We start from the raw sequence: 22,170 nt of genomic DNA on the forward strand, positions 1-22,170 counted from the left end.
GAGGCGCGGCCGGGCGGTAGCGTCGGTCTCCGTGTGGGTCGAGATCCATGTTTTCCAGGGCCGGATATACGTGACCGGGACCTGGGCCTTCTCCGGCGGGGTCCGGGTCGAGGACGGCGTGCCCGCGCGGCGGCTCGGGCAGCTCGTCGCCGAGCAGCTGCACCGCCCCGCCGGGGACGGCGCGTGGCGGGAGTTCTGCGAGACCGTCGCCGGTGTCGCGGTGCGGAAGTTCCGGCCCGAGAAGCGCGTGCGGGCCTACCGGTCCGGCGGCGCGTGGCACGTCGACGCCAAGCCGCACGACGCCGACGCGCCCACGCACACGGTCGCGGCGGACGAGCTGGGCGCCGCGGTGCTGCGGGAGCTGGCCGCCCTCGACCCCCGGTGGCCGGTCGTGCGCCGCGTCGAGGTGACGACGATGGCGACGGGTGAGCTGTACGTCAGGTCCAGCGCCGGCGGGCACACGGCGGTGCCGGACACCCTGCGCGACACGGTGCGGCGCGCGCTCGCCGAGGCCGACGACTCGCTCCTCGGCGCCCCCGCCGGGATCGACCGGCGCCTGCTCGACGGTGGCGCCGAGGTGATGGTCGACGAGCTGTCCGACGGCACGGTCCGGCTCACCGGGCACGGCATCGCGAACAGCCGGCCCACTCCGTACGAGACGCGGACCGGAGACCTCGACGAGGTGCTGGAGCTGATCCGCTCCCTACCCGCCCAGCACCTGCCGCCGGGCACCCCGACCGGCGCGGGCTTCGGCTTCAAGTGCAGGTGGCTGGCGGTTCGCGGCCGCGGTACCGCCGAGGTCGCCGCCGCCATCGGACGCACCGGTGGCCGGCCGGTCGGCTGGGACGAGGGTGTCGACGGCGCGTATGAGCGGCGGGTGTTCGTGTCGCCGCCCACCGGCGGGTGGGTCTTCGTGGTCGGCGCGCTGCTGCCGTTCGACGGGCTCGCGGTGGCGGGGCTGAGCGAGCGGCTCGGCGCCGAGGTGCAGTTCTTCGGCACGCATCGGGTCTCGGAGTACCACGAGTGGGCGCTGGCCACCGGCGGCCGGCTGGTCCGCCGGCTGCGGTGCGACGGGTGCAGCGGCGAGTTCGAGCAGCAGGGCGCGCCGACGCCGGTGGAGGTCGAGCTGGGCGTCGCGGACGACGCGGACATCAGCGAGATGACCGTGATGCGGGTCGCCGCGGCCTGGAGCCTCGACCCGAACACGCTGCCTCTGGTCGAGTCGAGCCCCGAGCCGGGCCTGCTGTTCTAGCGGAAGTCGCGCAGGATCATCTCGACCAGGTCGTCGACGTCGACCATGGGCGAGCCGGTCATGCCGAGCCGGTGCAGCAGGGTGCCGACGACGACGTCGACGAAGAACAGCACCCGCTGCTCGGACTCGCCCAGCACCTCCTGCAGCGCGACGCGGTACGGATCCTGCAGCTGGGTCGACAGGATCTGGCGCAGCTCGGGGTCGTTGACGGCGTCGGTGAACACGCCCGCGAAGGCCGCGCCGATCCCGGGCTCGCCGATCTTCGCCGCGATCCAGCGGATCGCCGCCGTGATGATCTCCGCCCGGTCGGCGCCCTCCAGCGGCGCCGGGCCGAACGCGTCCACCAGGCAGGCCGTGATCAGCGCGCCCTTCGACGGCCAGCGGCGGTAGATCGTCGTCTTGGCGATGCCGGCCGCGGCGGCGATCCGGTCGACGGTCGCCCGCGTGTAGCCGAGCTCGTGGACCGTCCGCAGTGTGGCCGCGAACACCGCGTCGTCGATCCCGGAGCGCGGGCGGCCGGGCGGTCTGGTGGACATCCGCCCACAATACCGCTACCTTTAGTATCGATACTGAAGGTAGCGTAATTCGAGGGGGAACTGTGAAGCCACCGCTGGGGATTCGGATGCTGCACGCGGTACGGAAGCAGCCCGACTGGGCGGCCATGCCGGCCGAGGCCCTCGACGCCTTCCGCGACGCGGAGAACCGCCGGCGCTCCTCGAAGCTGGTGCGGGTCATCTCCGGCTTCCCGGACCGCGGGGCGGCGATCACCTGGCAGCGGGTCGCGCTCCCCGACCGGACGCTGCCGGTCCGGGTGTACCGCCCGGAGGCCCCCGGCAACCACCCGCTCGTCGTCCACGTGCACGGCGGCGGGTTCGTCGGCACGGCACCGCAGAGCGACTGGATCAACAGCCACCTCGCCGCCCGGCTGCCCGCGGTGGTCGTGTCGGTCGAGCACCGCCTGCTCAGCCGGGACACCCCGCTGCCGGCCGCGGTCGACGACGGCTGGGACGTGCTGCGGCACGTCCTGGACGCCCCGGCGCGGTGGGGCGTCGACCCGGCCCGGGTCGCGCTGTTCGGCGAGAGCGCGGGCGGGGTGGTCGCCGCCCTGTCGGCGCTGCGGGCCCGCGACGCCGGCCTGCCGCTGCGGGCGCAGGTCCTGGTCAACCCGGTCGCTGACCTCACATCGAGCGCGTTCGACTACCCGTCGATGCGCGAGCACGCGGACAGCCCGACCCTGAGCGTGACCCAGATGGAGCTGTTCCTCCGCCTGGCTGCCCCGGACGGCACCGACGCCAAGGCCCTGTCACCGCTCTTCGCCGGCGACCTGAGCGGCCTGCCCCCGGCGCTCGTCGTCGTGCCGGCCCTGGATCCGGTGGCCGACCACGGCCGCGCCTACGCCGAGGCCCTCCGCTCCGCCGGCACTCCCGTCCGCCTCACCGAGCACGAGGGCGCGCCGCACGCCTTCGTCAGCATGCCCGGCGTGGTCCCGCAGGCGAAGGCCGCCCGCGCGGAGATCGCTAGCTTCCTGCGGACCCACCTGTGACCTTGCCGGCCACGCGGGGGCGGGCAAGGCCGTCGACGGCGACGCAGATGCCGAAGACCCGCGCCGGGGTCGTCCAGCCGTTGACCCGGCCGCGGTTGTTGCTGATCTGGACGCGGCCGGCGGCGACGGCCGACACGAGGTGGAGGTACGTCGTCCCGGACACCCGGGCCAGCACGATGTCCCCGACCTCGACCCGCGCCGGGTCCACCGGCGCGACCCTCACGAGCTGGCGGCTGCGGATCAGCGGCACCATCGACGAACCCGTGGGGCGGAACTCGACCGTCGCTCCCCCGGCGACCCGCGCGGCCATCAGCTCCAGCATCCCCATCGGTCCAGCCTGCGCCCGGCCGTCGCCGCGCGCGAGCGATTATCGTGGCCGCATGTCTGCCTACGGCCCGGCCCTGTTCGTCGCCCGCAAGGACGGCGCCGCCCTGCCCGAGGACGAGCAACAGGCGGTCCTGGCCCTGGCCCGGGCGGCCGCCGAGCGCCTCCGGCTGCGCGACGAGCAACGCGAGCCGGCCGTCCCCGGGATCTACGACTACGACGGCTACGAGAGCGGTGCGCTGGGGATCCTGCTGTACTCCGGGTACGCCTACGGCGAGATGCCGGAGGAGATCCAGCAGGACCAGGAGGAGACCTGGTCCGACGAGTGTGCCCGGGTTGGCGCCGAGATCGAGCGCCGGTGCCCAGGCCGCTACACGTTCACGGGTTACGGCGTCGAGGACTGACGGCGGATCCGCTCGATCGTCGCCTCGGTGGCGGCCGGGTCGGTCATGCCAAGGCCGGCGCGGCGGCGCAGCTTGGAGACGACGATGTCGGCCAGCGGCGCGTCCCGCCACTTGCGCCACCGGGTCGTGAACCACATCGACTTGCGGGCCAGCAGCTTGATCTCGGCCGCCTCGGCCGCCTCCGCGGGGACGGCGGCGCCCGTCGCGGCGGCCAGGGTCTGCCGCTCGCGGTGGCGGTCGGAGCGGTTCGGGGTGCGCTTGTTGCGGCGGATGTTCTTGCGGGAGCTCTTGTCGTTCTCGCCGTAGTCGTTGCGCCGGTCCTTGGCGTAGCTCAGCGCCTTCTTCTCCTGCGGGTCGCGGCGGGCCATCCCTTCACGGTACGGCCGGGGTCAGGTAGGCGACAGGGCGGAACGCGCGCGGGTTCGGTGCACGTCCGAGGTGGCATGTTCCGGAGAAGCCTTGCGGTCGTCGTGCTCGCCCTGCTGGCCGGCGGCTGCCAACAGCCTGCCGATCCCGCGCCGGTCACGCCACCCACCGTTGCACCGGTGAGTTCGCCGGTGGCGTTCAACCTCAAGCTCGGCGCCGGGCAGCGCCTCACCATGCGCTCGGAAGCGCCCGGCGCCTGCCCGGGTCTCGACGCGTGGGTCGACCTCGGCGGCCGGCGGTCCGTCCGGCTGGCCGCCTACGCGACCACGTGCTCCACCGACGGCAACGGGCGGATCGGCAACGGCCGCCACGGGGTGTACCGCAGCGCCGCGGACGTCCCGGCCGACCGCCGCGCCACGGCTATCACGGTCCAGACGGCGCTCGGCGCCGGGATCGTGTTTTCCCAGCAGTACTACGAATGCACCAACTCCTGCAGCAACTACACGGAGCCGGTGGCCGTGATCGCGCTCGACCACCCGGCGGATCCGGCGTTCCCGACATTGATCGTCATCTCAGAAAAGGGCACGATCGACCTCGATCACATGACGGCGTTGCTGCGCGAGCAGCTGCTGGCGTAGCCGCTCAGTCGAGTCGCCGCTTGGGCGTCTCCCAGCGCATGACGAGCTCGGTGCGGCCGGTCGCGGTGGGCTTGACCCGCCAGACGGCCTTGGGCTGCTTGGTGTTCGACATGATGCTTGCCTCTCGGTCGGTTGAGTACTGCAATCATCATGCCGTTCACCTGACGTTCACCGCGTTCACCTTGACGACACCTTGACGGTGACCGCAACCACACGGCCCGCTCGCGGCGGCAGCCTTAGGCTGTGGCGCATGAAGGCCCGCGTGGTCATCGCCGCCGCGATCGGCTTCGTCGCCTCGGTCGCGGCCGGAGTCGGCACCTACGGCATCGTGAACCTCGGCGACTGCGAGGCGACCGGGAACTGCCGGCTCTCCTTCAGCGTCGTCATGGTCGCCTTCATCGGCGGCTCGGCGCTGGCCGTCATCGCCGTCCTCGCCGGCGGCGGGCTGCGCCTCATGGGCGTGCTCTTCACCGCACTCGCGGCCGGCGCCATCGCGGCCGCGGTGTCGGGCAACGAGCTCGGCTGGCTCCTCGGGGGCATCTTCCTGCTCGTCGGGTTCGGCATCGTGGCGGCGGCCGTGCACACCCGGCGGGTGACGCGGGAGGCCGGCGCCAGGATGCGGGCCGCCTTCGCGGGAACGCGGGAAACGCTCACGGGTCCCGGCCTGCCGGCGGCGGGCACCGTGCTGTCGGTCAGCGACACCGGCACCACCGTGAACGACGACCCGCTGGCGATGCTGCGGCTGCGGGTCGAACCGGCCGACGGGTCGGCGGCGTTCGAGGCGGTGGCGACGAGGCTGGTGTCGCGGCTGGCAGCGCCACGGCCGGGCGACCGGTTCGCCGTCGAGTACGACCCGGCGGACCCGACCCGGCTCGCCGTCCGCGAAGCGCTGCCGGCCGAGCCGGGGCACGCCTGAGCTGGTCACCGTTCCCACTTCAGGGGAAGCGTCACGCAGAGTTCGGTGCCGCGGCCGGGCGGGCTCCGGACGTCGATGGCGCCGCCGAGGGACTTCACGCGGTCCTCGAGACCGACCAGGCCCGAGCCTCCGCCGGGATCGGCGCCACCGACACCGTCGTCGCGGATCTCCAGGACGAGCGTGTCGGGCGAGCTCCTGACACAGACGGACACGACCGAGGCCTTGGCGTGCTTGGCCACGTTGGCGAGTGCCTCCGAGACGATGTAGTAGGCGGCCACCTCGACGGTCTTGGTAAGGCGGTCGTCGATGCGGATGTCGCCTTCGACGGGGACCACGGAACGGCGGATGAGCCCCTTGAGCGCGGGCTCGAGGCCACCCTCGGACAGGACCGCCGGATGGATGCCCCGCGAGAGCTCGCGAAGATCGTCGGCCAGGCTCTTGAGGGCATTGCGCATCTCCGACAGGTCGGCCTTGAGCTTGGGCAGTCCCGGCGGGGTCTCCGACTCGGCGTTCGCCATGGCGAGGGCCAGCGCGATGAGCCGCTGCTGCGCCCCGTCGTGGAGGTCGCGCTCCAGCCGCCGCCGCGTCTCGTCGGCCGCGGCGATGATGCGTGCGCGGGACGCGACCAGCTCGGCCCGGCTCTCGGTGTTGGCGATGCTGCTGGCCAGCAGTTCGGTGAACTCGCAGATCTGGTGCTCGACGTCGGCCGGGAACGCGGCGGGGTGTCTCGACCCGGCGATCGCGATGCCCCACAGCCGCTGGTCGACGATGATCGGCGCGCCGATTGCCGAGCGGATGGCCGCCTCTCGCACGGCGACCCCGATGGAGCTGTCGGCCTGGCTGTAGTCGGCCATCCGTGCCGGGCGCCGCGACTGGAACACCATCGTCGAGATGTCGTGGCCGCCGAGCGAATAGTTGACCGGCGCCTGCAGTACGCCCGGATGCCGCTCCCAGGTGGCGAGCATGGTCGCGCTGGCGTCCATCTCGTACCGCGCGACGACCCCGATGTCGGCGTTGAGGACTCCGCCGACGGCGGCGGCCACGGCGGCGAACACCTCGGCCGGCGTGGCGTTCTGCGCGACGAGTGTCGCCACCCGCCGCAGCGCTGCCTGCTGGTCGGCGAGCACGCCGCGGCGCGCCTCGGAGGCCATCTCACGTCGCTGGGCGGCGGTGACGAGCTGGCCGATGGCGGTGGCCAGCACGAGGAACACCGTCGCCTCCGACACGTCGTCGATGCTCGGGCTCCCGACGGGATGGGTCGGCTGCAGGTAGTACCAGTCGAAGGCGAGGAAGCCCGCGAGCGCCACCGGGACACCGAACGCGGCGCCGGCCCGATAGGTGAGCGCCACGACGCCGAGAATGCCGAGTACGACGACGACCGGCATCGTGAGATACGGCACGCCGTAGATGACCGCGGCAGCGACGATCGGAAACGTGACCGCGGCAGTCATCAGGGCAAGCGCCGATCTGACACCTGCCCGGGCAGCACTTCCGAATGCGGAACCAATCACGACGCTACGCCCTGGCTGGAAAGCCGTTCCCGCGCACGCTCCTCCCCAATTGTCCTCGCTCCCACCGCGCTTCCACAGTCACGTCGGCCGCACGCTGCCGGTCGTGCGGCACCCACGTCCCGATGCGCGCCGCCGCCGGCTCGGCGTCACGAGCGCCCGGCGAGGCGGACGGCGGCCGCCACGGCGTCGGCCAGGAGGTCGGGCGGCAGGTGGGGGGCGAGGCCGTTGAGGGCGACCGCCTGCCAGTAGCCGCTGCCGACCGCCTTCGCCGCCGTGAGGGCCTCGGCCAGCAGCTCCGGTGGCAGGTGCCCGGCCAGGCCGGCGATCGTCTGCGCCCGCCAGCGGTCGGCGGACGGGCCGGTGGCCCCGGCGGCCGTGGTGGCCACGGTCAGGGCCTCGGCGAGCCGGTCGGGCGACAGGTGGGCGGCGAGCCCGGCGAGCAGCCGGCAGCGCCTCGCCCCGTCGGCGGTCGCGGCCGCGGCGGCCAGCACCTGCCGGATGGCGACGTCGCGCTCGGCGCCGGTCAGGTACCGGACGAGGCCCAGCCGGGACTCCGCCCGCAGGTCGGGGTCGGTCACCGCCTCGGTGGCCGCGTGCGCCGCGCGGACCGCGATGGCGCGCGCGGGTCCGGCGAGCCACGGGACGAGCGCGGTCAGCCGCTCCGCCCGGGTCCGGCTGTCGCTGACGCTCACCGCGGCGTCGAGCGCCTGCCGCGCCGCGGTCGCGTACGTGGGGTCGCGCAGGTGCGCGAGCAGGCCGATGAGTGCCTCGGCGCGGTCGGCGCGGTCGGTGACGGCCAGCGCCGCGGCGTGTGCCCGGTCGGCCGCGTCGGCGCGGTCGGCGCCGAACCACAGCGGGATGCGGGTCGTGAGGGCCGCCGCCCGCGGCGCGCCGGCGGTGATCGCGGCGACGCCCTCGTCGAGCAGCGGGCCGTCGGGAAGGTACGGCACCAGTGCCGTCAGCGCCGCGGACGGGTCCGTGAGCGACTTCGCGGCGGCGAGCGCCCCGCCCAGCAGGGTCGGCGGCAGGGCCGGGGCGAGCGTGCCGAGGGCCTGCACGCGGCAGGGTTCGTCCGGCTCGGCGGCGATCGCCCGCAGCGTGGGACCGAGGCGGTCGGCGGGCAGCCGCAGCACGAGGGCGGCGAGCGCGCCGGCCCGGTACCGGCCGCCCGGGGCGGGCTTGGCCGCGGCGAGCGCGGCGGGCAGCAGCGCGGCCGGCAGGTGGGGGGCGAGGCCGGCCAGCAGCCGGGCCGCCGCGGGCGAGTCCCGCGGCATCTCCGCGGCCGTGGAGAGCGCCTCGCCGAGCAGGTCGGCCGGCAGGTACGGCGCCAGGGCGACGACCGCCTCGGCGAACCAGTCCGGGTCCGCGATGCCCGCCGCGGCGGCCCAGGCGTCCCCCGGCGCCAGCGGCGCGAGGTACGCGATCACGGCCTGCCGGTCGGCGTCGCCGGCCAGGCGCGGCAGATACGACAGGGCGTCACCCACCGGCCACGTACCGGTCGTGTGCAGCAGCTCCACCAGGCTCGCCGACGCGCCGTCGAGCGACCGGCGCCCGGCCTCCGCACGGATGCCGCCCATCGAGGTCATGCCTGAGCTTCCCTGCCCGGCCGGTCCGGGCTCAAGTGTTCCGAACGGATCCGTACAGATCCGAACGGTCCGCCGGGATGTCCGGGCCCCGGCCGGATGGCACCGTGGACGGCACTGCAGCGGTGACCGTGCGGGGGGCGGTCACCGCCGCGCATGACGGCCTCCGGCCGGCGTCCACTAGGCTTTATGCCCAGCGGCGTCGAGCGGCGGAGGCGGGATTGACGAACGTCGACGGACCCGAGCCCGCGGCCGCGACCGGCCCGGCGTCGTTCGTCGCGGTGCTGCGCGAGCTGCGGGCGTGGTCGGGCTACACGTACCGGCAGCTGGCGGCCCGCGCCGACGCCGCCGGTGACGCGCTGCCCGCCAGCACCATCGCCTCCGCCCTCAGCCGGTCGAGCCTGCCCAGGCGCGACTTCGTCCTGGCGTTCGCCCGCGCGTGCGGCCTCGACGAGGCGGCGGCCGGCCGCTGGGCCGCGGTGCGGGACGCGATCGCCGCGCAGGCGGTCGCCGAGCCGGCGACCCCGGCCGAACCGGCCGCGGCGCCGGCCATGCTGCCGCCCGACATCGCGGACTTCACCGGCCGGACGGCGCTCGTCGCGCGGCTGTGCGAGACGCTCACCGGCGACCGGCCGGCCACGGCGCCGGTCGTCGTCGCGCTGGCCGGCATGGGCGGCATCGGCAAGACGGCGCTCGCCGTGCACGTCGCCCACCGCGTCGCCGAGGCGTACCCGGACGGGCAGCTCTACGTGAACCTCCGCGGGGTGGAGGCGGCGCCCCTGGAGCCGGCCGACGTGGTGGCCCGGTTCCTGCGGGCGCTGGGCGTGGACAGCCGGGCGATGCCGGACGACCAGGAGGAGCGCACGGCACTGCTGCGCACCCGGCTGGCCGGGCGCCGGTTCCTGCTGGTGCTGGACAACGCGCTGTCCGAGGAGCAGGTCCGGCCGCTGCTGCCGGGCGCCGCCACGTGCGCGGTCGTCATCACCAGCCGGGTCCGGCTCAAGGGCATCGAGGGCGCCCGGTTCACCGACCTCGACGTCTACTCCGACGCCGAGGCTGCCGGCCTCCTCGCCCGGATGGCCGGAGCGGGCCGCCTCGCGAACGAGCCGGCCGAGGCTGCGCAGCTCCTCGCGCTGTGCGCCGGGCTGCCGCTCGCGGTGCGCATCGCCGGCGCGCGGCTGGCCGCCCGGCCCGGCTGGCCGGTCGCCCGGCTCGTCGCGCTGCTGGACCGCAGCAAACGGCTCGACGCCCTCGACGCCGGCGACCTCGCGGTGCGGGCCTCGCTCGCGCTGAGCTACCGGTGGCTGAGCGGCACCTCGCAGCGGCTGTTCCGCCTGCTCGGCCTGTTCGACGCGCCGGACTTCCCGGTGTGGCTGCCGGCGGTCGTGCTCGACTGCTCGCTGGAGGAGGCGGCCGAGCTGGCCGAGGCGCTCGTCGACGCGCAGCTGCTCACGGACGCCGGGACGGACGCCGCCGGCCAGTACCGCTACCGCTTCCACGACCTGGTCCGCCTCTACGCCCGCGAGCGCGCGGCGGCGGAGGAGCCGGCCGACGCCGTGGCGCAGGTGCTGGGGCGCGGGCTGGGCGGCTGGCTCGCGCTCGCCGAGCACATGGCCCGCCGCATCCCCGGCCCGTGCTTCGCCGAGATCCGGGGGCCCGCGCCGCGGCCGGCGACCGGCTGGGCCGCGGGGCACGTGCACCCGATGGAGCCGGTCGACTGGTTCGACGCCGAACGGGAGGCGCTGCTGTCCGCGGTCTACCAGGCGTGCCGGCTCGACCTCGACGCGCTGGCCTTCGACCTGGCCGGCTGCCTGGAGAAGTACTTCGACCTGCGCGGCATGTACCGCGACTGGACCAGCACGAACACCGCCGTGCTGGCCGCCTGCCGGCGCGCCGGCAACCGGCTCGGCGAGGCGGTCATGCTGCGCGGCCTGATGGACGTGATGACCTGGGCCCAGGACCGCACGGACGGCACGGTCATGGCGCAGCTGCGCACCGACGCGTTCCGGCTGCTGGAGATGTTCGAGGAGCTGGGCGTCGAGCGGGGCGTGTCGGACGCCGCCGTCATGTGCTCCTGGGCGCTGGTCGCCGCGGCCGACCACGACCAGGCGATCGCCATGGGTGAGCGGGCCCTGCGCAGCGCCGAGCGGTCCGGGCACGTGGGCGGGCTGGTGCGGGCCAACCTGGTCCTGGCGGTGGCGAAGTTCGACCAGGCCTGGTTCGACGCCGCGGTCGGGCACGCCGACGCCGCGCTCAGCCACGCCCGGGCCCTGGGCAACGCCCGCGCCGAGGCGACCGTCCTGCAGTACCTGGGCATCGGCCACCGCGAGCTCGGCAACCTCGAGCTCAGCCAGCGGATGCTGGGCGAGTCGCTGGCCATCTCCCGGCGGTACCGCGACAACTACACCGAGACGCTCACCCTCGTCGCGCTGGCCCGCGTCTACCAGCTGCGCGGCGACCCGCTCGCCCGCGAGACGGCCGAGCTGGCCTCGTCGCTGAGCCGCGAGTACAACATGACCCACCACCTCGCCGACAGCCTGGGGCTGCTCGGCGAGCTGGAGCTGGCCGCCGGCCGGCCCCGGCACGCGATCGAGCACCTGCAGCAGTCGGTGGCGCTGTGGCGCACCCGCGGCTGGCACTCGTACCAGGCGTCCGCGCTGAGCAGCCTGGGCCAGGCGTTCGCGAGCGTCGACCCGGCCGCGGCGCGGGCCGCCTTCGAGGAGGCGCGGACACTGTTCCGCCGGGTCGGCAACGACGAGCGGGCCGCCGAGCTGACCCGGATGATCGAGCACCACTGACGGCCCGGGGATTCTCCCGCCGGCAACGGGTAGCTAGGACCGTGCCCCGGTCCGGGGGCGACAGCCACATGCCGCAGGAGGTGGCCATGACTGCCGCGACGCTGGTGTCGGCGAAACGGAAGTTCCACGTCGAGGGTGACAGCTACGTCGCCGCGGTACGCGGGGCTGAGGTCCTCGACACGCCGCTGCTGAACAAGGGGGCGGCGTTCACCCGGCAGGAGCGGCGGGACCTCGGGCTGGAGGGTCTGCTGCCGGCGGCCGTGCAGTCGCTGGAGGACCAGGTCCGGCGGGTGTACGAGCAGTATGCCGAGCAGCCGACCGACCTGCACAAGAACGTCTTCCTGGCGATGCTCCAGGACAACAACGAGGTGCTGTTCTTCCGCCTGCTGGCCGAGCACCTGCGCGAGATGATGCCCGTGGTCTACGACCCGACGGTCGGCGCGGCCATCAAGCGGTACAGCCACGAGTACCGCCGCCCGCGCGGGGTGTACCTGTCGATCGCCGAGCCGGACCGCATCGAGGCCGCCTTCGCCGACCTCGGGCTGGGCGCCGGCGACGTGGACCTGATCGTCGCCTCCGACGCCGAGGAGATCCTGGGCATCGGCGACTGGGGCGTCGGCGGCATCGACATCGCCGTGGGCAAGCTCGCCGTGTACACCGCCGCCGCCGGCATCGACCCGGCCCGGGTCATCCCGGTCTCGCTCGACGTGGGCACGGACAACGCCGAGCTGCTCCAGGACCCGGACTACCTCGGCAACCGGCACGAGCGGGTCCGCGGGCAGCGGTACGACGCGTTCATCGACGCCTACGTGAGCGCCGCGACGAAGCTGTTCCCCGGCGCGCTGCTGCACTGGGAGGACTTCGGCCCGAGCAACGGCCGGCGGATCCTGGAGCGGTACCGCGACCGCATCTGCACGTTCAACGACGACATGCAGGGCACGGGCGCCATCGTGCTCGCGGCCGCGCTCAGCGCGCTGCGGGTGGCCGGCACCCGGATGCGCGACCAGCGGGTCGTGGTCTTCGGATCCGGTACCGCCGGCATCGGCATCGCCGACCAGCTCCGCGACGCGATGGTCCGCGACGGGCTCGACCGCGACGCGGCCACCCGGCAGATCTGGTGCGTCGACCGGCAGGGGCTGCTCACCGACGACATGAGCGACCTGCGCGACTTCCAGGTCGCGTACGCCCGGCCGGCGAGCGAGGTCAAGGGCCGGACCGGGCTCGCGGAGACCGTCGCCAAGGTCAAGCCGACCATGCTCGTCGGCACCTCGACCGCGCGCGGCGCGTTCACCGAGCCGATCGTGCGGGAGATGGCCCGGCACGTCGACCGGCCGATCATCTTCCCGCTGTCCAACCCGACCGAACGCATCGAGGCGATGCCCAGCGACCTGATCCCGTGGACCGACGGCAAGGGCCTGATCGCCACCGGAATCCCGGTCGCACCGGTCACCTACCGGGGCGTCACCTACGCGATCGGCCAGGCCAACAACGCGCTGCTGTACCCCGGGCTGGGCCTCGGCGCGATCACGGCCCGCGCGTCGCGGATCAGCGACCGGATGTTCCAGGCCGCCGCCGACGCCGTCGCGCGGATGGTCGACGTGAGCACGCCCGGCGCGTCGGTCCTGCCGCACGTGGAGGACCTGCGCCAGGTGTCGGCGACGGTCGCCACCGCGGTCGCCGACGAGGCCGCCGCCGAGGGCCTCGCCCGCACGAAGCTGACCGACACCGCCCGGCAGGTCCGCGACGCGATGTGGCAGCCGCGGTACCGCGAGATCAAGGCTGGGTGACGCACCGTGACCCAGCAGGCGAAACCCCACCAGCGCGACCTGCCGATCGGCATCGACGCCACCGGCACGCGCACCGAGACCGACTCGCTCGGCGCGGTCGAGGTGCCGGCGAACCGCTACTGGGGAGCGCAGACCCAGCGGTCGCTCGAGCACTTCGACATCGGCGACGACCGCATGCCCAAGGCGGTCTACCACGCCTACGGCTACGTGAAGAAGGCCGCCGCGGTCGTCAACTACCGCGCCGGCCGGCTGCCGGAGTGGAAGGCGCAGCTCATCACGCGGGTGGCCGACGAGGTCATCGCGGGCCGGCTCGACGGCGAGTTCCCGCTGTACGTATGGCAGACCGGCTCCGGCACCCAGTCCAACATGAACGTCAACGAGGTGATCGCCAACCGGGCGATCCAGCTCGCCGACGGCCAACTGGGCAGCAAGACGCCGATCCACCCCAACGACGACGTCAACATGGGCCAGTCGTCCAACGACACGTTCCCCACGGCGATGCACATCGCCGCCGTGACGGCGATCGACGAGCAGCTCGTGCCGGCGCTGACCCGCCTGCACGACGCGATCGCCGCCAAGAGCCGGGAGTGGGTCGACGTCGTCAAGATCGGCCGCACGCACCTGGAGGACGCCACCCCGCTCACCGTCGGCCAGGAGTGGTCGGGCTACGCGGCCCAGCTGCGGGACGCCACCGACCACCTCACCACGACCCGGGCCGGCCTGTACCGGCTGGCGATGGGCGGCACCGCGGTCGGCACCGGGCTGAATGCCCCGCCCGGCTTCGGCGAGGAGGCGGCCCGGGCGATCGCCTCGCTGACCGGCTGGCCGTTCGTCACCGCGCCGAACAAGTTCGCGGCCCAGGGCTCCCTCGACGCGCTCGTGCGCACGTCGGCCGCCCTGCGCGGGGTCGCCGTGACGCTGTTCAAGTTCGCCAACGACCTGCGCTGGCTCGGCTCCGGGCCGCGCACCGGCCTGCACGAGCTCGACCTGCCGGCCAACGAGCCGGGTTCGTCGATCATGCCGGGGAAGGTCAACCCGACCCAGGCCGAGGCCATGCTCATGGTCTGCGTCCAGGTCATCGGCTCCGACACCGCGGTCGCCGTCGCCGGCAGCGAGGGCAACTTCGAGCTCAACGCGTTCCGGCCGATCATCATCAGCAACGTGCTGCACTCGGTGCGCATCCTCGCCGACATGACCGACCACCTGCGCCGGTTCCTCGTCGAGGGCGTCCGGCTCGACGAGGAGCGGCTGCGCCAGAACGTCGACCGCTCGGTCATGATGGTCACCGCGCTCTCGCCGGTCATCGGCTACGACAAGGCGTCGGAGATCGCCCACTTCGCGGTCGACCACGGCCTGACCCTCAAGGACGCGGCCCTGCAGCGCGGCGTCAGCGAGGACCTGTTCGACCGGGTGGTGGTGCCCGCCGACATGACCCACCCGGGCACCGCAGACCTGGCCACCAACAGATGAGCAGGCCGGTGCCGGGCGGTCACGAGGCCGCCCGGCACCGGCGACAGTGGACCCCGTCAGGTCGTGATGCGGAAGGTGGCGTCGGCGCGGCCCGTCGCGTCGGTGATCGGGTCGAGCCGGAGCTGGTAGTTGTAGTGGCGGATGTACCGGTCGGGGAAGTTGTACGACTGGAACGACGTCCACGAGCTGCTCGCCAGGCCCGCCACCTGGCGGAACGTGGCGTCACCGGCGAAGGTGCCCGTCCCGTCGCCGGCCGCCAGGACGAAGTCGTAGTTCACGTGCCGCAGGTAGTAGCCGGGGAAGTTCACCGACTCGAACGAGACGGTGCCGGAGGCGCCGTTGATGCCCGGCACGAGCCGGAACTGCGCGTCCTGGGCGGGGCTCACGTTCGGGTCGATGCGCACGTCGAAGTTGGTGTGCCGCACGTAGCGGTCCTGGAAGTTGTACGACTGGATGCGGTTGACGGCGACGTTGCTGGGCCAGCGGGCCAGCACGCGGCTTTCCTCGGCGGCGGTCAGGTTGAGGATCGCGCCGTGGCGCTTCTTGGTGCCGCCCATCGCGTAGGTGCTCGCGGCCGGGATCCGGTAGCTGCCCGGTGGCGTGGCCGGGTTGGTGGTCAGCACCGGGAGGTAGCCGCGGCCGGACGCGTACTGGTCGAGGTACAGCGCCCACTCGCTGCCGGTGTTGAACCTCATCCACATCGGCCCCTCGACCTGGGAGCCGGTCAGGCCGATCCCGGACAGGTTGCCGAGGTTCGTCCACGTCCCGAGGATCGAGTTGCTGCCCTCGATGGTGATCTGCCCGTCGCCGGACGCGCGCACGTAGCGGTAGCTGCCGGTCGGCACCTCGATGATCTGCGTGTCGATGATGCCCTGCGTGCCGGCGCGGTCGATGTACAGCTGCGGGGTGGTGATGCTGCGGAAGTTGGACGTCCGCGCGGCGTAGATGCGGTGCTTGAGGACGCCGTTCAGCGTGGCGTTCGTCGCCCAGTAGAGGACGTAGTCGTTTGTGGCCGGGTTCCAGATCGCCTCCGGGGCCCACGCGTTGCGGCCGTCGGGGATGGCGCCGGCGACGTTGAGCAGCCACGGCGCCGACCAGGTGACCAGGTCGGTGGACTCCCAGACGACGAGGTTGCGGCTGCCGTTGTTCTGGGCGGTGCTCCAGTCCTGGCCGCAGGAGATGCACAGGTCGGTGGCGATGATCCAGTACCGGTCGCCGGCCGGCGAGCGGACCAGGGCGGGGTCGCGGACGCCGTTGGTGCCGACCGTGGAGCGCAGCACCAGCCCGCCGTTGTTCAGGTCGGTCCAGTGCAGGCCGTCCTTGCTGTGGGCGAGGTAGATCTGCTGGGCCGTCGCCGACTCCCCGACGAAGTGGGCGAGGAGGTAGCCGGTGAACGGGTCGAGCGCGGCCGCACGGGTGGCGGTCGCCAGCAGCAGGCAGCAGACGGCGGCCACCGTCGCGATCGCGCGCCGCACGAGGTGGCCTCTCACGACGTCACCTTGAACGTGGCGTCCTGGCGGTCGGTGGCGGTGCCGATCGGGTCGATGCGCAGGACATAGTTCGAGTGGCGCAGGTACCGGTCGGCGAAGTTGTACGACCGGAACGACGACCACGTCGAGTCGGCCAGGCCGGCGACCCGGTAGAAGGTGGCGTCGGCGCGGAACGCGGCAGTGTTGTCGTTCGCGTCGAGGCGGATCTCGTAGTTGTAGTGGCGCAGGTACCGCGTCGGGTAGTTCACCGACTGGAACGACACGCCGGCGCCGTCGGCCAGGCCGGCCACCATCCGCCACAGCTGGTCCTGGTACGGGTCGAACGGGTAGGCGTCGATCCGGCCCACGTTGTCGGCGTGCCGGACGAAGCGGTCGGGGAAGTTCGACGACTTGAACCGCACCCAGGCCGGCAGGCCCCAGCGGGACACCACGGCGTTGTACTCGGCCGAGGTGACGCCCACGATCGAGCCGTGCTTGGCGTTCAGCGGCGGGGTGTAGTCGCGCTGGTTCAGCACGCTCCACGAGTTGCCGCCGACGTTGGTGCTCGACCAGGCGTAGTAGTCGTTGTTGACCGGGCTGAACGAGTCGCCCCACAGCCACCAGCCGGTGCCGGCGTTGTTGCGCACGAGCATCGGCGCCTCCATGGCGCTGCCCTGGCGCAGGCCGGAGGTGTAGGTGGTGTAGCTGTTCGCGGCGCCGGTCGAAGAGCGGGCGCCGTACGTCAGGCCGTTGCCGAGGTTCTTGTAGTACAGGTAGAACGTGCTGCCGTCGACGACGATGTCGCCGTCGAGGACGTTGAAGCCGGGGCTGAAGTACACCTGGTTGGCGCTGACCGTGCGGAAGTCCGACGTGTAGTTGACCATGAAGACGTCGGCGCCGTTGTTCGCCGAGTACACGATCCCGTACTGTCCGCGGGCCGCGTCCCAGAACGCCGTCGGCGCCCAGGTGTGGGTGCTCAGGGTGTGCATGCGGATCCGGCGGTACCCCGTGAAGCTCGTCAGGTCGGTCGAGTCCCACACGTGCAGGTACTGGTTGTTCTGCCCGAAGTCGGTGCCGTTGAGGTCGGTGGCCAGGACGACGAACGTGCCGTCCTGCTTGCGCAGCACGAAGGGGTCACGCAGGCCGAGCGTGCCGGCGGTCGGCGTGACGACCGGGTTGTTCTGGTTCAGCGGCGCCCAGTTCAGGCCGTCGGTGCTCACCGCGAGGTGCAGGCCGTAGTTGGCGCCGGTCATGCTCGGCGACTCGGTGAAGTAGGCGAAGACGTAGGCGCTGTTCGCGGCGGCGGCGGACCCCGCGGTGGCGGCGACACCGATCGTGGTGGCGGCGGCGGACAGACCGGTCAGCTGGACGAACGTTCGGCGGCTCAGGTGCACGATGGCGGTCCTCTCTGCGGGCGCCTCGCCGGTTCACGCTCGCTGTGAGCGTTCACATTTTGGGGTTGCGTGGCGGGACCGGCGGGAAGGGCTCGGCGACTGGGGGGCGTCAGCTCATCGACGGCCGCGTGGCGGGCGGCGCGTCAGGTGGGAGTGTTAGCGATAACACCCATGGGTGTCAACCCGTCCCGCCGCAGCGCCGGCCCGCGGCCGACTACTCTCGGTTATGCAAACCGTTGCAAGACAGGATGGCGTTTTTGCACGACCTGACGCTAGACTCCGGACGTGACGACGAGGCTCTCGAAGGTGGCGAAGTTCGCGGGCGTGAGTGAGGCGACGGTCAGCCGCGTCCTGCACGACAAGGCCGGCATCGGCGCCGCGACCAGGGACTCCGTGCTCACCGCGCTCGACGTCCTGGGCTACCAGCGGCCGTTCAAGCACCGCAGCGAGATGGCCCGGCTGGTCGGGCTGGTGCTGCCCGACTTGCACAACCCGATCTTCCCGGCCTACGCCGAGGCGATGGCCGGCGCGCTGTTTCGCCAGGGTCTCGTGCCGGTGTTGTGCACGCGCACGTCCGACGGCGTCTCGGAGGCCCACTACATCGAGATGCTGCTGGCCCGGCAGGTCGCCGGGATCGTCTTCGTGGCGGCGAGCTACGCCGACGCCGGCCCGGAGCAGACCGCGGCGCTACGCCGCCGCAAGCTGCCGGTGATCCTGATCAACCCGGCCGACGAGAACCCCGACGTGCCGCGGGTCGGCGTCGACGACGCCGTTGCCGTCGACCTGTCCCTCGCCCACCTGCAGGCACTCGGGCACCGGCGCATCGGCGTGGTCGCCGGCCCGGCCGGGCACGTGCCGTCCGACCGCAAGGTCGCGGAGTTCCTGGCCCGGGTCAACGGGCCGGCCCGGCGGCTCGTCGCGCGCACGCTGTTCACGATGGAGGGCGGGCAGGCGGCGACGACGCGGCTGCTCGCCGACGGCGCGACGGCGGTCGTCTGCGCCAGCGACGCGCTCGCCCTCGGTGCCGTCCGCGCGGCCCGCAGGCAGGGCCTGGACGTGCCCCGGGACCTCTCGGTGATCGGGTTCGACGACTCGGCGTACATGCCCTACACCGACCCGCCGCTCACCACCGTGCGCCAGCCGATCGAGACGATCGGCGCGGCCGCGGTGGCGTCGCTCGTCGCGCAGATCGAGGGCCGCAAGGTCGGCCTCGATGAGCAGCTCTACGACCCGGAGCTCATCGTCCGGGACTCGACCGGCCCGGCCTTGAACAGGGGTTGACCAGCAGAAACACGCAATCTTGCAGGCCCATGCAAGCAGAGGTTCATGTTTTTGCATCCGATTGCAAGAACCTATGGACTTTCTGATGCCTACGGTCCTACTCTCATCTCCACGCGCCGCCGATCGCGGCGCGGCCCTCACGCGTCGTGAGCAGAGAAGCCGCACCCCTCGGGCTCGCACCCCGACTTCCTGACTCGTGAACAAGCTCGTGGAGAAGTTGAGAGAGAGGCACCATGAAGCACCGCACCCTGCGCGGCGCGCTCGGCGTGCTCGCCGCCGCGTCACTGCTGCTCGCGGCCTGTGGCGATAGCAAGGATCCCGCCGAGTCGGCCGACGGACCGGTGACGATCACGGTCAACGGCATGCCGGCCGCCACCGACGAGTACAACCGGGCCAACTTCGAGAAGGACATCCGCGACTTCGAGGCGAAGTACCCGAACATCAAGATCGATGCCAAAGAGGGTCAGATGGACCCGAAGACGTTCAGCGCGAAGCTCGCCGGCGGCCAACTCGAGGACGTCTTCTACGTCTACTTCACCGACCCGCAGAACCTCATCGCCAAGAAGCAGGTCTCCGACATCACGCCCTACCTGGGCGAGGTCCCGGCGATCAAGGACGTGCGACCGGTCCTGACGCAGGTGTTCAGCGACGACAAGGGCAAGGTCTACGGCCTGCCCTCGGCCAACTACTCGCTCGGCCTCATCTACAACCGCACCCTGTTCCAGCAGGCCGGCCTCGACCCCGACAAGCCGCCGACGACCTGGGCCGACGTCCGCGCGGCCGCGAAGAAGATCACCGCCCTGGGCAACGGGATCACCGGCTACGGCGACTACAGCAAGAACAACACCGGCGGCTGGCACTTCACCGCCGAGCTCTACTCCGTGGGCGGCGACGTCGCCGTGAAGAGCGGCGAGACCTGGAAGGCCGGCTTCAACACCGACAAGGGCCGGCAGGTGCTGCAGAACCTCAAGGACATGCGGTTCACCGACCGGTCGATGGCCGAGAAGCAGCAGCTGGAGTACGCCGATCTGCTCACCCAGATGGCCTCGGGCAAGCTCGGCATGTTCGTCGGCGGCACCGGCGACCTGCCCAACATCGTCAACCAGTACAAGGGCCGGTACGAGGACTACGGCCTCGGCGTCATCCCCGACGGCAAGGCCACCCTGGGCGGCGGCGACGGCTACATGTTCAAGGCCGGCCTCTCTCCCGCCAAGATCAAGGCCGGCCTGAAGTGGCTCGCGTTCCGCAAGCTCGACCCCGACCGGGTCGACGCCGACAAGGCCCTCGACAAGGCGAAGAACCAGCCGGTCGGGATCCCCGAGCCGAACATCTGGACCGGCGAGTCGGAGCGCAAGCTCATCGCGGCCAACACCAAGCACGCCAACGTGCCGGCCGCCAACTACAAGCCGTTCAACGACGCGAGCGCCGGCATCCCGCTCAAGCTCGAGCCGCCCAACGCGCAGCAGGTCTACGCCGCGCTGGACACCGTGATGCTGAAGGTCCTCACCGACCCCAACGCGAACGTCGACCAGCTGCTCAAGGACGCCGAGACCCAGGTCAACCAGATCCTCTCGACCGTCCGGTGACCATGGCGACCCTCACCCCGACCCGTCCCGCGCGGCCGCCGCAGGCCGGTACCGCGCGGGGCGGCGGCTCCCTCCGCCGGCGGCGCATCGCCGACAACGTCCACGCCTATCTGTTCCTGGCCGCCGGGCTGCTCTGCTTCGGCCTGTTCAGCTGGTGGCCGCTGGTCAAGGGCATCATCCTGGCCTTCCAGCAGGACAACTTCGTCACCGAGCCGCAGTGGGTGGGGCTCGCCAACTTCCAGGCGGTCCTCGACGACCCGCTGTTCTGGACCGCCTGGAAGAACACCCTCGAGTTCACCGGCCTCGCCCTGCTGTTCGGCTACGCCGTCCCGTTCGCCGTCGCGATCGTCCTGCACGAGCTGCGCCATCTGAAGGGGTTCTTCCGCTTCGCGGTGTACCTGCCGGTGATGCTGCCGCCGATCGTCACGGTGATCCTCTGGCAGTACTTCTACGACCCTGGCAACGGCCTGTTCAACAGCGTCCTGTCGGCCCTGCACCTGCCCACCTCCGGCTGGACGCAGTCGCCGCGGATGGTGATGGTCTCGCTCGTGCTGGTGAGCACCTGGGCCAACATGGGCGGGGCGACCATCATGTACCTCGCCGGCCTGGCCGGCATCCCGGGCGAGCTCTACGAGGCCGCCGAGCTCGACGGCGCGGGGATCTGGCGGCGGATCCGCCACGTGACGCTGCCGCAGATGCGGTTCCTGCTGCTGGTGCTCCTCCTGCTGCAGATCATCGCCACCATGCAGGTGTTCATCGAGCCGTACCAGCTGACCGGCACCACCAATCCCGACTCCGTCACCGTGATGGTCCTGATCTACCGCTACGCGTTCACGGTCAACAACGACTTCGGTATGGCCGCCGCCATGAGCGTGCTGCTGTTCGTCGTGCTCGGCGCGTTCTCCGCCGCCTACCTGCGGCTCACCCGCAACCCGTGAGGTCACCGTGTCCGATCAGCGTTCCCTCGTCTCCGCCGGCGAGCTGCGGCGCCACCGGCTGCTCTACCGCGTCGTGCTGTGGTCCCTCGCCGTGCTGTTCGTGCTGCTGTTCGTGTTCCCGCTCTACTGGATGGTCACCGGCGCGGTGAAGACGCCGGTCGAGCTGGCCCAGCCGACCCCGACCATCGTGCCGCAGAGCTGGCACCCGGAGACCTACCTCGACGCGTGGCGCAAGCTCGACATCGGCCGCTACCTGTTCAACACCGCCTTCTACGCGGTCGGCGGCTGGCTCGTCCAGCTCGTCGTCGACGTCGCCGCCGCCTACGCGCTGTCGAAGCTGCGGCCACGCCTCGGCAAGCTGATCCTCGGCGGCATGCTGGCCAGCCTGATGCTGCCGGCCGCGGCGCTGCTCGTGCCCAGCTACCTCACCGTCGCCGACGTACCGCTGCTGCACCTCAACCTGCTCAACAGCCCATGGGCGCTGTGGCTTCCGGGCGCGGCCAACGCGTTCAACATCTACGTCCTGAAGCGGTTCTTCGACCAGATCCCCGACGAGCTGCTCGACTCGGCCGCCATCGACGGGGCCGGCCGGCTGCGCATGCTCTGGCACGTCGTGCTGCCCCTGTCCCGCCCGGTCCTCGCCGTGGTGTCGATCTTCGCGATCATCGGCGCCTGGAAGGACTTCCTGTGGCCGCTGCTCGTGCTGCCCGACCCCGGCGCCCAGACGATCAGCGTCGCGCTGAGCCGCCTGGCGTTCAACGGCTACGTCACCCCGAACGAGATGTTCGCCGGGCTGGCGATCGCCAGCATCCCGATGGTGGTGATCTTCGCCGTCTTCCAGCGCAGCATCTTGAGCGGCCTGTCCGCGGGCGCGCTCAAAGGCTGATACCCAACACCCAACGAAGAGGAG

The 22,170-nt window shown here is 72.2% G+C and carries 19 protein-coding genes; 12 read left to right on the top strand and 7 right to left on the bottom strand.

Features of this window, described 5'->3' with window-relative positions:
- Positions 1-31: 31 nt before the first annotated feature.
- The gene (locus ABZS66_RS24075; protein WP_354761176.1) at positions 32-1,252 is read left to right on the top strand and encodes a hypothetical protein; all 1,221 of its coding nucleotides are present in this window, start codon (positions 32-34) and stop codon (positions 1,250-1,252) included.
- Here ABZS66_RS24075 and ABZS66_RS24080 read toward each other — a convergent pair.
- Positions 1,249-1,788, bottom strand: coding sequence for a TetR/AcrR family transcriptional regulator (locus ABZS66_RS24080; protein ID WP_354761178.1), 540 nt, complete (start codon positions 1,786-1,788; stop codon positions 1,249-1,251). The two genes, ABZS66_RS24075 and ABZS66_RS24080, sit on opposite strands and share 4 nt — an antisense overlap.
- A gap of 62 nt (positions 1,789-1,850) precedes the next feature.
- On the opposite strand from ABZS66_RS24080, the gene ABZS66_RS24085 reads away from it, so the two are divergent.
- A complete protein-coding gene (locus tag ABZS66_RS24085) occupies positions 1,851-2,795 on the top strand; it encodes an alpha/beta hydrolase (RefSeq protein WP_354761180.1) in 945 nt (314 codons plus the stop codon).
- Here the strand turns inward: ABZS66_RS24085 and ABZS66_RS24090 are convergent.
- Positions 2,770-3,123 (bottom strand): hypothetical protein, encoded by a 354-nt coding sequence (locus ABZS66_RS24090; protein ID WP_354761182.1) that lies wholly within the window; start codon positions 3,121-3,123, stop codon positions 2,770-2,772. The genes ABZS66_RS24085 and ABZS66_RS24090 overlap by 26 nt on opposite strands.
- Before the next feature lie 52 nt (positions 3,124-3,175).
- Between ABZS66_RS24090 and ABZS66_RS24095 the strand changes: the two genes are divergently transcribed.
- Positions 3,176-3,523 (top strand): hypothetical protein, encoded by a 348-nt coding sequence (locus tag ABZS66_RS24095; protein WP_354761184.1) that lies wholly within the window; start codon positions 3,176-3,178, stop codon positions 3,521-3,523.
- Here the strand turns inward: ABZS66_RS24095 and ABZS66_RS24100 are convergent.
- The gene (locus tag ABZS66_RS24100; protein ID WP_354761186.1) at positions 3,505-3,891 is read right to left on the bottom strand and encodes a hypothetical protein; all 387 of its coding nucleotides are present in this window, start codon (positions 3,889-3,891) and stop codon (positions 3,505-3,507) included. The two genes, ABZS66_RS24095 and ABZS66_RS24100, sit on opposite strands and share 19 nt — an antisense overlap.
- Before the next feature lie 177 nt (positions 3,892-4,068).
- Between ABZS66_RS24100 and ABZS66_RS24105 the strand changes: the two genes are divergently transcribed.
- Positions 4,069-4,527 (top strand): hypothetical protein, encoded by a 459-nt coding sequence (locus ABZS66_RS24105; protein WP_354761188.1) that lies wholly within the window; start codon positions 4,069-4,071, stop codon positions 4,525-4,527.
- Between the two features lie 250 nt (positions 4,528-4,777).
- Entirely contained in the window at positions 4,778-5,443 is a 666-nt protein-coding gene (locus ABZS66_RS24110; RefSeq protein WP_354761190.1) for a hypothetical protein, read from the top strand.
- Positions 5,444-5,448: 5 nt separating this feature from the next.
- Here ABZS66_RS24110 and ABZS66_RS24115 read toward each other — a convergent pair whose 3' ends face one another.
- Both ABZS66_RS24115 and ABZS66_RS24120 read right to left on the bottom strand, forming a co-directional pair.
- Complete coding sequence (locus tag ABZS66_RS24115) at positions 5,449-6,894, bottom strand: ATP-binding protein (protein ID WP_354761192.1); 1,446 nt, start codon at positions 6,892-6,894, stop codon at positions 5,449-5,451.
- Between the two features lie 206 nt (positions 6,895-7,100).
- Entirely contained in the window at positions 7,101-8,540 is a 1,440-nt protein-coding gene (locus ABZS66_RS24120) for a hypothetical protein (protein ID WP_354761194.1), read from the bottom strand.
- Positions 8,541-8,758: 218 nt separating this feature from the next.
- On the opposite strand from ABZS66_RS24120, the gene ABZS66_RS24125 reads away from it, so the two are divergent.
- From ABZS66_RS24125 to fumC, 3 genes are all read left to right on the top strand, one after another.
- Positions 8,759-11,335 carry a tetratricopeptide repeat protein gene (locus tag ABZS66_RS24125; RefSeq protein WP_354761196.1) on the top strand — a complete coding sequence of 859 codons (2,577 nt, stop codon included), beginning with the start codon at positions 8,759-8,761 and terminating at the stop codon, positions 11,333-11,335.
- 86 nt (positions 11,336-11,421) lie between these two features.
- The gene (locus ABZS66_RS24130) at positions 11,422-13,122 is read left to right on the top strand and encodes an NAD-dependent malic enzyme (protein WP_354761197.1); all 1,701 of its coding nucleotides are present in this window, start codon (positions 11,422-11,424) and stop codon (positions 13,120-13,122) included.
- Between the two features lie 6 nt (positions 13,123-13,128).
- Complete coding sequence (gene fumC / locus ABZS66_RS24135) at positions 13,129-14,592, top strand: class II fumarate hydratase (protein ID WP_354761199.1); 1,464 nt, start codon at positions 13,129-13,131, stop codon at positions 14,590-14,592.
- A gap of 56 nt (positions 14,593-14,648) precedes the next feature.
- On the opposite strand, the gene ABZS66_RS24140 is transcribed toward fumC, so the two are convergent.
- Positions 14,649-16,082: a glycoside hydrolase family 43 protein gene (locus ABZS66_RS24140; RefSeq protein WP_354761201.1), complete on the bottom strand. Its 1,434-nt coding sequence runs from the start codon at positions 16,080-16,082 to the stop codon at positions 14,649-14,651.
- Positions 16,079-17,455 carry a glycoside hydrolase family 43 protein gene (locus ABZS66_RS24145; RefSeq protein WP_354761203.1) on the bottom strand — a complete coding sequence of 459 codons (1,377 nt, stop codon included), beginning with the start codon at positions 17,453-17,455 and terminating at the stop codon, positions 16,079-16,081. Before ABZS66_RS24145 ends, ABZS66_RS24140 begins: the two co-directional genes overlap by 4 nt.
- Before the next feature lie 285 nt (positions 17,456-17,740).
- Here ABZS66_RS24145 and ABZS66_RS24150 point away from each other — a divergent pair, with 285 nt between their 5' ends.
- The 4 genes from ABZS66_RS24150 to ABZS66_RS24165 all read left to right on the top strand — a co-directional run bounded on the left by ABZS66_RS24150 (position 17,741) and on the right by ABZS66_RS24165 (position 22,146).
- Complete coding sequence (locus tag ABZS66_RS24150) at positions 17,741-18,736, top strand: LacI family DNA-binding transcriptional regulator (RefSeq protein WP_354761205.1); 996 nt, start codon at positions 17,741-17,743, stop codon at positions 18,734-18,736.
- A 233-nt stretch (positions 18,737-18,969) separates the two neighbouring features.
- On the top strand, positions 18,970-20,322 hold the full coding sequence (locus ABZS66_RS24155) for an extracellular solute-binding protein (RefSeq protein ID WP_354761207.1): 1,353 nt from the start codon (positions 18,970-18,972) through the stop codon (positions 20,320-20,322).
- Positions 20,323-20,324: 2 nt separating this feature from the next.
- Positions 20,325-21,260, top strand: a complete 936-nt coding sequence (locus tag ABZS66_RS24160; protein WP_354761209.1) for a sugar ABC transporter permease — start codon at positions 20,325-20,327, stop codon at positions 21,258-21,260.
- 7 nt (positions 21,261-21,267) lie between these two features.
- A complete protein-coding gene (locus tag ABZS66_RS24165) occupies positions 21,268-22,146 on the top strand; it encodes a carbohydrate ABC transporter permease (protein ID WP_354761211.1) in 879 nt (292 codons plus the stop codon).
- The last annotated feature ends 24 nt before the right edge of the window (positions 22,147-22,170 follow it).

Source organism: Dactylosporangium sp. NPDC005572 (genome assembly GCF_040605515.1).
In the GTDB taxonomy this organism is placed as follows: Bacteria; Actinomycetota; Actinomycetes; order Mycobacteriales; family Micromonosporaceae; genus Dactylosporangium.